The 13,007-nt window shown below is 48.6% G+C and carries 16 protein-coding genes; 8 read left to right on the top strand and 8 right to left on the bottom strand.

The features are described from left to right. Positions 1–144 precede the first annotated feature (144 nt). A complete protein-coding gene (locus ACE5KN_RS03610) occupies positions 145–1,071 on the top strand; it encodes an ABC transporter permease (protein WP_375525219.1) in 927 nt (308 codons plus the stop codon). 36 nt (positions 1,072–1,107) lie between these two features. Then, complete coding sequence (locus ACE5KN_RS03605; RefSeq protein WP_375525218.1) at positions 1,108–1,986, top strand: carbohydrate ABC transporter permease; 879 nt, start codon at positions 1,108–1,110, stop codon at positions 1,984–1,986. Positions 1,987–2,150: 164 nt separating this feature from the next. Here the strand turns inward: ACE5KN_RS03605 and putP are convergent, their stop codons facing one another. Then, complete coding sequence (putP, locus tag ACE5KN_RS03600; protein ID WP_375525283.1) at positions 2,151–3,584, bottom strand: sodium/proline symporter PutP; 1,434 nt, start codon at positions 3,582–3,584, stop codon at positions 2,151–2,153. 242 nt (positions 3,585–3,826) lie between these two features. Here putP and ACE5KN_RS03595 point away from each other — a divergent pair, with 242 nt between their 5' ends. Further along, on the top strand, positions 3,827–4,324 hold the full coding sequence (locus tag ACE5KN_RS03595) for a hypothetical protein (RefSeq protein WP_375525217.1): 498 nt from the start codon (positions 3,827–3,829) through the stop codon (positions 4,322–4,324). A 155-nt stretch (positions 4,325–4,479) separates the two neighbouring features. Here the strand turns inward: ACE5KN_RS03595 and ACE5KN_RS03590 are convergent, their stop codons facing one another. Beyond that, positions 4,480–5,319 carry a sugar phosphate isomerase/epimerase family protein gene (locus tag ACE5KN_RS03590; RefSeq protein WP_375525216.1) on the bottom strand — a complete coding sequence of 280 codons (840 nt, stop codon included), beginning with the start codon at positions 5,317–5,319 and terminating at the stop codon, positions 4,480–4,482. A 263-nt stretch (positions 5,320–5,582) separates the two neighbouring features. On the opposite strand from ACE5KN_RS03590, the gene ACE5KN_RS03585 reads away from it, so the two are divergent. Continuing rightward, positions 5,583–7,070: an alpha-N-arabinofuranosidase gene (locus tag ACE5KN_RS03585; protein ID WP_375525215.1), complete on the top strand. Its 1,488-nt coding sequence runs from the start codon at positions 5,583–5,585 to the stop codon at positions 7,068–7,070. A 24-nt stretch (positions 7,071–7,094) separates the two neighbouring features. Next, positions 7,095–7,370, top strand: a complete 276-nt coding sequence (locus ACE5KN_RS03580; RefSeq protein ID WP_375525214.1) for a DUF6171 family protein — start codon at positions 7,095–7,097, stop codon at positions 7,368–7,370. Between the two features lie 125 nt (positions 7,371–7,495). Here the strand turns inward: ACE5KN_RS03580 and ACE5KN_RS03575 are convergent, their stop codons facing one another. Together ACE5KN_RS03575 and ACE5KN_RS03570 are read right to left on the bottom strand one after the other, a co-directional pair. After that, positions 7,496–8,542, bottom strand: coding sequence for a Gfo/Idh/MocA family protein (locus ACE5KN_RS03575; protein ID WP_375525213.1), 1,047 nt, complete (start codon positions 8,540–8,542; stop codon positions 7,496–7,498). A gap of 99 nt (positions 8,543–8,641) precedes the next feature. Continuing rightward, the gene (locus ACE5KN_RS03570) at positions 8,642–9,130 is read right to left on the bottom strand and encodes a spore coat protein (protein WP_375525212.1); all 489 of its coding nucleotides are present in this window, start codon (positions 9,128–9,130) and stop codon (positions 8,642–8,644) included. Between the two features lie 228 nt (positions 9,131–9,358). Here ACE5KN_RS03570 and ACE5KN_RS03565 point away from each other — a divergent pair, with 228 nt between their 5' ends. The 3 genes from ACE5KN_RS03565 to ACE5KN_RS03555 all read left to right on the top strand — a co-directional run bounded on the left by ACE5KN_RS03565 (position 9,359) and on the right by ACE5KN_RS03555 (position 10,936). Then, positions 9,359–9,523: a hypothetical protein gene (locus ACE5KN_RS03565; protein WP_375525211.1), complete on the top strand. Its 165-nt coding sequence runs from the start codon at positions 9,359–9,361 to the stop codon at positions 9,521–9,523. Positions 9,524–9,737: 214 nt separating this feature from the next. Then, on the top strand, positions 9,738–10,178 hold the full coding sequence (locus ACE5KN_RS03560) for a ferritin-like domain-containing protein (RefSeq protein WP_375525210.1): 441 nt from the start codon (positions 9,738–9,740) through the stop codon (positions 10,176–10,178). Between the two features lie 482 nt (positions 10,179–10,660). After that, positions 10,661–10,936 (top strand): hypothetical protein, encoded by a 276-nt coding sequence (locus ACE5KN_RS03555; protein WP_355323480.1) that lies wholly within the window; start codon positions 10,661–10,663, stop codon positions 10,934–10,936. A 28-nt stretch (positions 10,937–10,964) separates the two neighbouring features. On the opposite strand, the gene ACE5KN_RS03550 is transcribed toward ACE5KN_RS03555, so the two are convergent. The 4 genes from ACE5KN_RS03550 to ACE5KN_RS03535 form a co-directional block, all read right to left on the bottom strand. Continuing rightward, entirely contained in the window at positions 10,965–11,252 is a 288-nt protein-coding gene (locus ACE5KN_RS03550; RefSeq protein WP_375525209.1) for a hypothetical protein, read from the bottom strand. Positions 11,253–11,346: 94 nt separating this feature from the next. After that, positions 11,347–11,706, bottom strand: coding sequence for a hypothetical protein (locus tag ACE5KN_RS03545; RefSeq protein ID WP_375525208.1), 360 nt, complete (start codon positions 11,704–11,706; stop codon positions 11,347–11,349). 287 nt (positions 11,707–11,993) lie between these two features. Then, on the bottom strand, positions 11,994–12,473 hold the full coding sequence (locus ACE5KN_RS03540) for a hypothetical protein (RefSeq protein WP_375525207.1): 480 nt from the start codon (positions 12,471–12,473) through the stop codon (positions 11,994–11,996). Positions 12,474–12,475: 2 nt separating this feature from the next. After that, on the bottom strand, positions 12,476–12,988 hold the full coding sequence (locus tag ACE5KN_RS03535) for a hypothetical protein (RefSeq protein ID WP_375525206.1): 513 nt from the start codon (positions 12,986–12,988) through the stop codon (positions 12,476–12,478). Between the last annotated feature and the right edge of the window lie 19 nt (positions 12,989–13,007).

Raw genomic sequence — 13,007 nt, 5'->3', positions numbered from 1 at the left:
CCCCTTTTTTAAAATCCCCTTTCCGCCTTCCAATCCGCTCAAACTCCATTTTCATAGTTTACGGACCGCGGCAACTCTCTTTACACTCAAAACAGAACTGCTCACGCTTGCAGCCCCAGCTTAAACGAAAGGACGTGCCTGTCTATGAAAAAAAGCCGCTCCGGCTTTCTGCGGGAAATCCGCACGAACGGTTCCGCGTACCTGCTTGTCTTACCGGCCGCCATCTATACGCTGATCTTCGGCTATTTCACACTCCCGTACATGCTCATTGCGTTTCAGAAATTCAACTTCAGGACCGGGCTCTTCAACTCGGAGTGGGTCGGATTTGACAATTTCAAGTTCTTCTTCTCGTCTCCCCGGGCGTGGGAGGTCACCTTCAATACGCTGAAGCTCAACTTCTTGTTCATTATCGTCGGCACACTGGGCGCCATGGCGCTGGCCATTCTTTTCAACGAACTGCGCAGCCGCTGGTTTTCGCGAATCAGCCAATCCACGATTTTGTTCCCGCATTTCTTGTCCTGGGTCATCGTCAGCTACATCATTTACAGTCTACTGTCGACCGACTACGGAATTCTGAATCGGATTCTGGCGTTCTTCCATATGGATCCCGTCAACTGGTATGCCTCGCCGCAATATTGGACCTGGATTCTTACGATCGCGGCGGTCTGGAAGGACCTCGGGATGAACCTCGTCATTTATCTGGCCGCCATTACGGGCATCAATGACAGCTATTACGAAGCAGGACGGATCGACGGCGCCACCCGCTGGCAGCTTATCCGCCACATCACGATTCCGCTCATGCTGCCGACCATATCCATTCTGACCCTGCTGGCGCTTGGCAAAATCATGTACGGAAGCTTCGACATGATCTATGCCATTGTGAAGGATAACGGCCTCCTTTATCCGACCGTTGACGTCATTGACACCTATGTGTTCCGTTCCCTCCGCACGATCGGAAATCCTGCGCAGGCGATGGCTGTCGGGCTGTACCAGTCCGTGGTCGGCTTTATTCTCGTATGGGGCAGCAACAAAATCGTGAAGAAGGTGAACACGGATCATGCGTTGTTCTGACATGAACCGGAAACGTCCTGAAAGGAGCGAAACCCGATGACCTCCAGACCCAAAATGTTCGACACCGTAAACGCCGTCCTGATCAGCATCATCTCCTTCTTGTGCATTCTGCCAATGCTGCTGGTGCTCATGGTGTCCTTTACCGATGAAGCCAGCATCAAACAGCACGGCTACCAACTGTTTCCGACCGAGCTGTCGCTCGATGCCTATAAGCTGCTTCTGTTTGGCAGCACTCCGCTGTACCGTAGCTATATGATCTCGATCTTCGTAACCGCGTTCGGCACGATCCTGGCCGTTACCATTACGTCCATGGCCGGCTACACGCTGGCCGCCAAGCACATCCGTTACCGCCATGGACTCGGATTGTTCTTTTTCATCACCATGGTGTTCAATACGGGCCTCGTGCCCTGGTACCTGATCAACCTCAATCTCGGATTAAATAACACGATCTGGGCCTTGATCATCCCATCGCTGATGTTCAACCCGTTCAACCTGTTTCTCGTTCGCAACTACATGTCCCAAATTCCGGCGTCGCTCACGGAAGCAGCGAAGATCGACGGCGCAAGCGATTTCTATATCGCGTTCCGGATCTTTTTGCCCTTAAGCATGCCCGTCCTTGCCACGATCACGCTGTTCTATGGCATTGCCTACTGGAACAACTGGTTTAACGCCATCATGCTGGTGGACAATGAGAAGCTGTATCCGCTTCAGTACCTGCTGTTCAAGCTCAACTCCGAGATCAGCATGATTCAGCAAATGCAGAGCAGCGGCGCCATTCCCGGCAACCAGACGCTGCCGCAGGAGTCGGTGAAAATGGCCACGGCCATACTGACCATCGGTCCGGTGGTGCTGTTTTATCCGTTCCTGCAGCGCTATTTCATCAAAGGTCTGCTCATCGGCTCGCTGAAGGAATAAGCGGCGATCCATCCCTCCTCCTTTCGCATCCCGCTCTCGGGCCATACAACCGGGGAACGGGGCTGTTTCGATAATAAAGAGGCTAACCGCGCGGACGGTTAGCCTCTTTATGTGAAATGGTTGTAGGATGCACACTTGCACCCTCTTGTTAAACTGATCGCGCTCTATTTAACATTGCGGGCAAGCTCGCTGCCCGTTTGCTCAAATTCCGCTTGAATTTCTGCCTTAGGAGCCTTGGTCAGCAGGCTAATCACAATGATGGAGATCATGCTTGCAAAGAAAGCCGGGATCATTTCATACAGCACACCCGACAATCCCAGACGCACCCAAATAATAACTGCAAGAGCACCAACTACTATTCCGGACAGCGCTCCCCATTTGTTCATCCGTTTCCAGAACAGGCTCAGCAGGATGGCCGGCCCGAAGGCAGAGCCGAAGCCTGCCCATGCATAACCGACAAGGTTCAGAATCGTATCATTTGGCGTATAGGACATGATTAAAGCAATGATGGCGATCAGCAATACGGAAAGACGGCCTACGAGCACCAGCTCCTTGCCGGACGCCTCCCTGCGCAGAAACGTTCTGTAAAAGTCCCCCGTTAACGCACTGGCTGTCACAAGCAGCTGCGAGGAGATCGTGCTCATGATGGCCGCCAGCAAAGCAGCCAGCAAAATGCCTGTCACGTACGGATTGAACAGAATTCCGGACAGCAAAATGAAAATGGTCTCCGGATCATCCAGCTGCAGCCCGTTATGCTGTACATAACCGAAGCCGAGGAAACCGATCATGGATGCGCCGACGAGTCCGATTACCATCCAGCTCATACCGATTCTGCGCGCTTTTTTCAGCTCGCCGGCTGAAGTAATGGACATAAAGCGCACCAGAATATGCGGCTGCCCGAAGTAACCAAGCCCCCAGGCCAGCAAAGAAATAATGCCCGCTATCGTCGTATTTCGGAACCATGCGAAATGATCGGGATCCAGCGTCCGCACGACATCAAATGATTCCTTAACACCACCAAGGTGACTCACCACGACTACAGGAATGGTGACGAGCGCCGCGAACATAATCAGCCCCTGCACGGAATCGGTCAAACTCACGGCAAGATATCCGCCGAACAGGGTATAAGCAATAACGATCGCGGTCACAAGGAACAGGCCGAAGCGGTAGTCCATTCCGAATGCCGATTCAAAAAAACGTCCCCCCGATACCATGCCCGAAGACGTATAAAAAGTGAAAAACACGAGAATAACCGCGGCCGATATCCAGCGCAGCATGCGCGAGCCGTCTTTAAACCTGTTTTCAAAAAAGTCCGGAATGGTGATGGAATCATTCGCAATCTTCGTATAAATGCGCAGCCGCGGTGCCACAAACACATAATTCAGGTATGCCCCCAGACTGAGGCCAAGGACGATCCACATGCCCGAGAAGCCCTGCACAAATACGGCGCCCGGCAGCCCCATCAGCATCCAGCCGCTCATATCGGCAGCACCTGCTGACAAGGCCGTAACTACAGGACCGACGCCCCGTCCGCCGAGCATAAATCCTTCAATATCATTGGTTGTTTTGCGGAAGGCATACCAGCCGATCAGCAGCATGACAAGAAAATACAATCCGACTGTAATAAAAGTTCCAATTTGTGTTTCCAAAAACTCTGCTCCCCCAATAACTAAGATGTCTTTATGCTAACAAGCTTTTCCCATTGTACTGACATTACAGGCTGCTGTAAATCCATCTGCGGGTAGGCAGCTTGCAGCAGGAAACGCTATCTATCATTGGTACAGCCGACAGCATTGTGATATAATCCGGTTCATTACTAAGAAAATTTGTCGGAGGCCTTATGCTAACGTTTGAGCAAAAATTAAGCATTCTTGAATCCTTCCCCGAGCTGGAACGGAGAAACGTCTCTCTCGGTCGGGTCAACTTTCACTATGAAGACAGCATCTATGATAAAAAAACGGTCGTCTACCATCTGCATCCCAACGGAAATGGTTATGTATACGCAGGGCTCTTGCCGGGACATGAGACCGATGCCAAGGGGCTGGTGAATATCCGCGACTTCTCCGCCGCAGAGCTCAAAGAAATCGTGAAGGCATCGATTGACTCCCTCTCCGGGCAGGATCGTCCGGAACAGGAGGCCGGTGAACATGCATCTGCTGCCGGTTCAGCCGCAGCCGAACAAGCTTCTGTTTGGACAGATCCTGACGGGCATACGTTAAAGCTGCTGCCGGAAGACGAAATGTGGTACATTTACGCGGGTGAAAGCCTCGAGATGGTGTTCGAAGCACTTGACGAGGCCGAAGAATACTTGCGGGAGGAAGGCTTTTCTCCTTCCTGAGCAGCACACAAAAACAATCGGCCCTCCCGCATCCGGAGAGGGCTGATTGTTTTAGATTTAAGTACTCAGCGAAGCTGAACAATTCTGCAATCGAAATAAAAACTTCCATCAAACGCGGTCTGGCTTCTTAGAAGGTAAGTCGATGGACGTTTTTGTCATGCTTCCACCTTCACCGCCTCGGCTCGTGTTTCCTCAATAAATGTTTTGCAGGCAGCCATTTCCTGCTCTCCTGCATGTTCCATAATAATGTGTACCTCCGGTTTATACTGCTGCAGAAGACTCATGTACAAAGGGTAATTCATATCTCCCTGGCCCGGCGACACCGTGATAACCCGTCCTTCCTCCGTAAGCTTTCGGTCCTTGGCATGGCAGGCGATAATGCGCGTGCCCAGCAGGTCGAACGCCTCCCGGATGACTTCATCCTGTCTGTCTATGTTCCCCTCATGCAGGAGATTGCCAGGATCAAGCACCACCCCGATATGGGAAGAAGGCACCTGCATAAGAAGCTCATTCAGTTCCTGAGCCGTGCCGACAAGATGCCCGTTGGCCGCTTCCAGGCCGATAAAAACGCCCCACTTCTCCGCCTCCTCCGCCAGTTCCTTGATGGTCTCGCGCAAAATAATCCGGTCCAGCTCGTTATATTTCCTGTCCGGATGGGTTCCCGTCTCCGCTGCCACCATCGGCGCTCCAAACAGCCGTGCATACCGAATCAGCTCTTTAAACCGCTCCTTGTTCTCCCGCAGCACCGCCGGATCGCGATGAAAGAAATGCAAATAACAGCCCAGTACGGATACCGCCACACCATGCTTGCGGAACTCCTCAGCCATAGCCATTACCAAGCCTGGGCTAAGCCGGCCGGGCTTCGTAAAATCTGCATCGCTCACGGCTTTCCACAAAGCCAGCTGAATATGGCTGAAACCGGCGTCCCCGATTTTGGCGGCCAGTTCCCGGTAAGACAGGCTGCCGAATAAATGAGCCAATACACCAACAGACATGCTCTTCATCTCCTTCGAGGAAATTTACAGCTATTTCTACTGACTTAAGTGTAACGCCAAAAATGCTTTTCGTGTTGGTTCCGCTTACAAAAGTCTGATTTTTGTTGGTTTTCTGCTATTTTTTCATTGCAAATCGGCCATGGGATGATAAGATAGGAGTATAGTTCGCATATATATTATTAATAAATATTTTTATTAAATTAGTTATTGCGAATTACTTTGCAATCGTTTTCTCAATTCATTTTAGGCCACATGAAAAGGAGATGAGAAATTTGAGCAAGCTTATTATTAATGCAGACATTAACAAAGGAACGATCAACCGCAACCTGTACGGCCATTTTGCCGAGCATCTCGGACGCTGTATTTATGAAGGGATCTGGGTGGGCCATGACTCTCCCCTTCCGCATACGGAGGGCATGCGCAATGATGTGATCGAAGCGCTGCGCGCCCTGCAAATCCCTGTTCTGCGTTGGCCGGGGGGATGCTTTGCCGATGCGTATCTGTGGAAGGACGGTGTCGGACCTTATGAACAGCGCAAAAAAGTCGTGAATGTCCATTGGGGCGGAGTTGTGGAAAACAACCATTTTGGCACCCACGAATTTCTCCGCTTTTGCGAGCTCATTGGCACGGAGCCATACATTGCAGGCAATGTCGGCAGCGGAACGGTCCGTGAAATGGCCGAATGGGTGGAATACATAACGTTTGAAGGCGAATCACCCATGACGGAGTGGCGCAAGGACAACGGGCGTGAAAAGCCATGGTCCCTGAAATATTTCGGGATCGGCAACGAGAACTGGGGCTGCGGGGGCAACATGCGGCCGGAATATTATTCCGACCTCTACCGCCACTACTCTTCTTATGTTCGCAATTATGGAGATAATAAAATTTTCAAAATCGCATGCGGCCCCAATACGGCCGATTATAACTGGACCGAAGTGCTCATGCGCGAAGCCGGCAGCCTGATGGACGGCCTCAGCCTGCACTATTACACAACCCAGACGGGTGAATGGAACAACAAAGGCCCTTCTACCGGCTTTGACGAGCAGGCATGGTTCCAGACGTTCAAGCAAACCGTCTACATGGACGAGTTAATTGAACGGCATGACGCCATTATGTCCAAGTATGATCCGGAGAAAAGAGTTGCCCTAATTGTGGATGAATGGGGAACCTGGTATGACGTTGAGCCAGGCACCAATCCCGGCTTCCTGTACCAGCAGAACACCCTGCGCGATGCGCTGGTGGCGGCGGTGAACCTGAACATTTTCCACAAGCACAACGACAGAGTGCAAATGGCCAACATCGCACAGCTGGTTAATGTACTGCAGGCCGTTATTCTGACCGAAGGCAGCCGGATGCTCCTGACGCCTACCTATCATATTTTCGAGATGTTCAAGGTCCATCAAGGGGCACAGCGGGTGGATTTGGCTCTGGAATCGCCGCGCTACGAAATGAATGGCGAGTCGATCGAACAGATCAGCGCCTCGGCATCGGTCGATGCCGAGGGAACGATGCATATCTCGCTCTGCAATCTGCACCATGCGGATTCCGTTGAACTGCGCTGTGAACTGCGTGGAACAGAGGCTGCTGTGATATCCGGGACCATACTGCAGGCCTCCGGTCTGGACGCCCATAATACATTTGATGAGCCTGAGCAGGTCGCTCCGGCTGAATTCCACGACTTCCGTCAGGAGAATGGCAGCTGGCTGATCAAGCTGCCTGCCGCATCCGTCGTTGTGCTCAGCATCAAATAAAAGGGGGCAGCAAGCATGTCCAGCATGTCCCCATCGTCGCAGAGTGGCAGCTTCTGCAAAGGCTGCACCACAACAGTTCATGTTTCGGAGGAGGAAATCCGGCAGCTGATTGGCAGCGTTGCCCGCATCCGTTCCGTCAAACTCACCACGGAGGAGGAATACGATCGGCGCATGCAGGCCTGCCGGTCGTGCGAGGCCTTTCAATTCGGCACCACCTGCCGCTGGTGCGGTTGCCTGATGGAGATCAAAGCCAAACTGCAGACCTCCAGCTGCCCCTCCCCAGCGGGAAGCCGCTGGTAAGAAAAACGACAGCCCGCATTTAGCGGCAAAATTTTCATTCATCAGTGGTGCCGCAAAGCGGCATGAAAGTCTGATATCGCAAAGTAAAGTAAAGCCTGCCCGGCACTGTGCCGGGCAGGCTTTTTTTAGCTGATCAGTTCCTCAATCGCCACTCTGCGCCCGCTTTTGGCGCTCTCCAGTGCACCAAGAACCATCGCCATGCTTAAACGGTTATCCCTGCTGTCCGTTTCCGCCGGACGCCCCTCTTCCAGAGCCTGAAACATTTCATCCAGACAGCCGTGATGAAATGTTTCAGGTATCTGAATGCCGCTCATGTCCCCTTCCTTGCGGACATAACGGTTCATGAACTGGCCTCCAGCCTGTTCTTCCGGGCTGACTGCCTCAGCATAGGGCATATCGGTCCCATCCCAGATGGCCGTTCCCTTCTCTCCCGTAATGCGCCATGAAGCCTGCCAGGATGTTGGCGCCCCCTCGGCACACCAGGACCCGCGATAGCTGAAGATGGAGCCGTCCGACATCGTGAATGTGCACACGGCCACAGCATTCCCCTTGTACCAAGAACCTGGCGGATTAAATTCCTCGCAGTAGACGGTTACGGGATCGGCCCCGAGAATGCATCTGGCCTGATCGAAGGTATGGATCGCCATATCCAGCAGCAGCGGGCTGTCCATCACTTCACGGAAGCCCCCGAAATGAGGGGCAAGGAAGAAATCCGCGCATACTAGGCCAGGCCTGCCTATAGTTCCCTCTGCGATCAGCTTTTTCAGCGCACGAAGACGGGGATCAAAGCGCCGGTTTTGCATGACGGAGTGGGACCGGTTTACCTGTTCTGCGAGGCTGATCAGTTCATCGCACTGCTCCATCGTTTCGGCAAGCGGCTTTTCCGCAAAAACATGACAGCCATGCCGCAGCGCCACCGAAGCGATTTCAAAATGGCTTGCCGGAATGGTGATGTCAAAAACCAGATTCGCCTCTGTCTGCTCCAGCGCTTCATGTAAGTCCGTAAATACGGGACAGTGAAGGCCGTGCTTTTCCCTCATGACTTCAGCCGCTTCCAGCCGGATATCCACCAGCGCGGCAATCTCCGCATCCGGGCGCTGTCTGACGTAATCCATCCATACATTAGCCATGCCCCCGCACCCGGCAACGGCGATTCGATACTTGCTGCTCATTCTTTCCCCTCCCGCATATGCATGATCGAGCTTGAGTATAACAGGAGTTGGATACAATTTCTTACATAATATTGTCCGAAAATAACGGAATCTTGAGATTTATAAAGCAATGGCCTTTTGCGCTGTCTTCACATCATTCTCAAGCAGCTTCGGAAGGTCGTAAGCAGGGTACAAGCCCCGTTCCAGCATGAAATTAAAGGCCTTGGCATGCATCTCAATGGCTGCATTCAGATGCTTGCGCATGGTCTCCCTGACCTGAGGAGTCGCTGCTTCTGTAATGCTGTTCGCATAGCTGCGTACCGCATTTTTCCAGAAGCCCAGGAGATGCCCTGCCTGAAATGCCGTCAAATCCTCCTGCCCTGCTTTACGGGTGTAGGAAGGCGCAAGCGGATAAAAACCTAATAAATCCTTCAGATTATGCTCAAGCGCGGCAATAGTATGACTGTACAATGTCTTGAGAGCCGGGTCTGCAACCTCTGGCAGCATCATTTTGAAGCCCATCAAATGATTAGCCTGAAATGCCGTTAACTCATGAATTTCCAGTGTCTCATGCCAGGCCAGTGTTTTCTTTTTCTCCTTTGAACTCAATAGCGATCCCTCCAAAATGGTTATAGGGTACTATATGCCCAATAGGCACTCAGAGTTCACTGTACTTACCATGGCCGGGAACGGTCATGGGTTATACCTCTTCCTCCTTTGACAGATTGAATACTACTATTTACCCAAATTTAAGCAGATTTTAAGGTTGACGACATTTTTCATTAAGGTTGGACATATATAATGAAACTAACAATGATTTCCGGGGGAGGGCTCAGGATGATGGACAGAGTATATACTTCGATGTGGATGACCCAGTTTTTACGAGGCACGGACCAGGAAAAGAGACAGCGAATCCAGGAAGCCAAGCGGAATAATGATATGGTGCTGATCAGCAGCATCTCTTTTCATCTTTCAATGCGCAATCAGCTGCATTTATTATAAGAAAAACGTCTACCGACGTAATTCACAGAAGACAGACCGCGTTTAATAGAATTGTTCAGCTCCGCTGAAAACTTATAAATTCTATAATCTTAGCGCAAGACAACAGACCACTCTGTCGGCAGAGTGGTCTGTTGTCTGTTCCCTTCATTCACCTCTGCCCGCGCATTACATATGCTGAATAGGCAAGTGTTTAGTTAAGAAGGGAGACTTGATTATGTTTGGCCCATACATGCATGCTTCACCAAATATGAATTTGACGCCCGATATCGCCAAAGCGATCGACGGGGAATACACCGCCGTGCTTTGTTATGAGCAGTTGGCCAAAATGGCCCCCAGTGAGGAAGCCAGAAAGCAGATTCTTGAAATCCGTAATGATGAGATCCGCCATTACCAGATGTTCTCGAAGCTCTACACATCCTTGACGGGCAGACAGCATACACCCCACCTGAACGAGCCTTGTCCCGGCAGCTATTTGGAGGGAGTAAGGTCTTCTTTCAAGGACGAACAGGAAACGGTGGATGCTTATCTCGACATTTTCGACCGCGCGCATGATCCGCGCATTAAACACGAATTCAGCCGCGCAGCCGCAGACGAGCAGAATCATGCCGTATGGTTTTTGTATTTTCTGAAGGAAGATGCGCATGAAGGCAAATAGTTAACCTTTTTGAGCCCGTTTGCCATCTTACCATGAACATTTTTTTAACTCCTTCTTATAATAAAACATATCGATCCGGATAGGGGGGGGGATTATGAGCGCATACGCACTCCTTGAGACTCAGGAAGACTTTAAGGACTTTTCCATCATTTTCATCACCGCAATCTTATTTTTTCTCTTCTTTGTCACACCGTCTCACTTCTTCCCTTCACTGTCAGCATCTGACGGGGCCACAAGAAAGATATTGGTACGACCATTCCCTGAAACCCCTTTGGTTGTCAGATAATATCAGGCCTTGTATGCTGTTTGATCTCCGATTGAAGGAGGAAAAAGAAAATGAGCAATCGTAACCGAAGCATAAATCTTGTTGTGTTTATTATCGTCTCCATGGCTTTTATTTTCGGATTCGGAAAGCTTACACCGGGTCCATCTGCAACCATTATACCGGAATAAGGACTGAATGCACGCAGGAGGGAAATGAGATGGCCAATCAAAAAAAAGGCAGAGCCAAAAAAAAGGCTCCTTTGCCCCAGAGCCCTTCCCTCTTGTCCCAGTTATCTCCACAGCAGATTGCGGTCATCGCCGGTTTGCTTTCCAACGCATTAACTGTAGATTCCATTCTGGTGGATAAAGACCAGCGCCTGCAAATCGTCTTAGGCGGTTCACTGCGGCGACGCAGCAAATTGGACCAGCTTTTGGAGGAGCTGGATGGCGTCTCGCTGCGCGAATTTTTTAATGCGTTAGGCAGCAATTTTTAGCCCCAAAAAGTCCTTGGCACTTGCCGCCTTATTCTAAAAGCAGCACCTTTGACCCCTTCTTGATTTCTTCTGCATGTATATCTTCTTTAACATTTATCCCTATAAGCACATTGTTAGCTATAGAAAAAGATATACTAATGTCTTTTACTTCAAGTGTCATATTAGTTCCATCTTTTTTTTCAATACTTATTTTTGAACCTATCAAGTTTTTATACAAAGAACCTTTTTGATGAAATTCATCATCGGCGGCTCCCATTAGTACTGCCCCTCTGTTAGGTACATTAATTATATCTTCTAAGATTAAAAGAACAGTCAAAGGTTGTCACTCCTTTAACGGCTATAATATTTTAAAATACCAGCATTGCTTGATAATCCGTAAAGGACAAGTGAGCATCCCTTAATTACTATCATCAGTTCCCAATACCTTCTACAATTCTTTGCACAATTTCTTTGTCCAAGTCGTCTAGACCATTCATTAATACTTCATATTTCTTTTTCGACTCAGGAGTATTTATTGCCTTAAGCGCCGCTATACTGTAATGTCCCAATGTATCAATTCCAAAAAGTTTATTCACTTTCGGATCCCTAAACGTACTGATCTCAGCTAATTTTAAGATTATTTCTTCATTACACAATTTCCTGCTGACAATTTGGCTTATTGCGCTGACTAGGACCTGATTATGATGAACATCTAAACACTTGATAATCTCAAGATCACTTAATTTACCTTCTCTTATTTCCTTCGATAAAGTTAAAGGTTTCAATTCCATCAGTTACTGCCTCCCATTTATTCACTTACAACTCGGAATAAAAGTGCTTTGCTTATGCCATCCCAAAGAGTTTCCATCATGAACTTGAAGAGTCAGTTCTCCGGGCTACCCCTGGCAATCCTGCTCAAACTGCCTGGGGGGCAATAGAAAAGCAGCAGATCCTCCACCGGGCTGCCGCTGCTCTCAATTTCACTTCTTCTATACGGATCACATCCTCATTGAGCTTTGCACTCAATAAGTATCTCCTGTTAAATAGACTTATTAACATAATAAGAATCCTAATTTTATTACGAAAGTTTATCTTTATAAGATTCCTTAAACCACTCATAATTTTCATAAATACGTTTCTTGTCATCGTCGCTAAAATCAAAGTACCTATCTGCTAGCGATTGCAAAAATTCAGATGAAAGTGATAACCCGAATGGTTGTAAGCTGTCAGTAGATAAATTGTCAAATATTTCGCCTAATACGGATGTAAATACACTCTCTAATTTCACTTTTACCCATTCCATTGCTTTTTCACGGTCACTAGTATACAGCAAATTGAAAGCTATAGCTTGCAGATACTCATCTCCAAGTTCTGCTTGCAAAATATTATGACATAATGGAATTAAAATTGTTTTATCCCTTTGAGATAATTCCGTTAATGCACTAGAAACTTCCTCATAGTTTTCCAGCCTTTTAATTAATTCAACTAAATCACTAGTAGACAAGTTCTTAATATAAATCCCATAATCAATTAATCTATCCAACGAGTCGTGCTCCATCATTATCCCTCCTGGTTCTTTATTGGTATTAATTTGATGGTTGCCAAATACGGTTTTCCTTCAACCATAGTCCATGTTGTTAAGACCTTTAATTTTCCATTTGGGCCCTCTATGACACTAGGAAAATCCAATCTATTTTCAGGCGTTACCTTTTTACCTACCTCAATAAAATGTTCTGCTATTTTCTCATTATTCTCTACAGTATCATTTAAGCCAATTGTCTCAAGTTTTTTCTTCATATCTTGTGAGCGCTCATAATTATGCTTTAATTGTTTTAGCTTCTCAATTTCCTTTGCATTCTGAGGATCAGCATCAAATAATTTTCTTTGGGTTTGTTTCTTTTGGTTTAATTCTCTTATTTTTTTGTTTACTTCTTCAATATTAACGTTTACTTTGCCTCTCATATATTTCTCAATTTTATCGATTGGTACCCGCGTATTTCCGTCCGTGTATACTTTTATCGCTTTTCCACTAACAGGTGCTACAATCTCATCCCTTTTAACTCTCTCCGTCACCTCAGCTACCGCCTTAGTG

This window comes from Paenibacillus terreus, assembly GCF_042138595.1.
In the GTDB taxonomy this organism is placed as follows: domain Bacteria; phylum Bacillota; class Bacilli; order Paenibacillales; family Paenibacillaceae; genus Paenibacillus; species Paenibacillus terreus.
This window is presented reverse-complemented; position numbering and strand designations above follow the sequence as displayed.